The organism is Billgrantia ethanolica (assembly GCF_021404305.1).
GTDB classification, from domain to species: domain Bacteria; phylum Pseudomonadota; class Gammaproteobacteria; order Pseudomonadales; family Halomonadaceae; genus Halomonas; species Halomonas ethanolica.
Map to the genome: position 1 here is coordinate 1 of NZ_JABFTX010000047.1, position 300 is coordinate 300.

The 300-nt window shown below is 45.3% G+C and carries 1 protein-coding gene; it reads left to right on the forward strand.

What is annotated here, in order from left to right:
- Positions 1 to 12: 12 nt before the first annotated feature.
- A partial coding sequence (locus HOP53_RS21450) for a hypothetical protein (RefSeq protein WP_234271880.1) occupies positions 13 to 300 on the forward strand: 288 nt, incomplete at its 3' end.

Genomic DNA, 300 nt, shown 5'->3' on the forward strand with positions numbered 1-300 from the left:
ATGAGGACTGTGATGTCTGCAACCATTGAATATTTAAGCAAAGACAACGATATTATAGTATGGGTAACTAATGCGGTATTAGATAGCTGGCAAGCCTTGAAGCAAGATTCGAGAGGAAAACCTGAGGCATTTGGTGTGCTAATAGGGGGTCAAAATCATGATGCCTCACAATTTTGGATTGAGGCGTGTACGACACCATTAGCCGAGGACGGAGCAACACGAACGTCCTTTGCACTGAGAGATGCTCGTCATCAAGAGGTGGTCGACGATCATTTCAAAAAGTCCCAAGGGACATCGGGT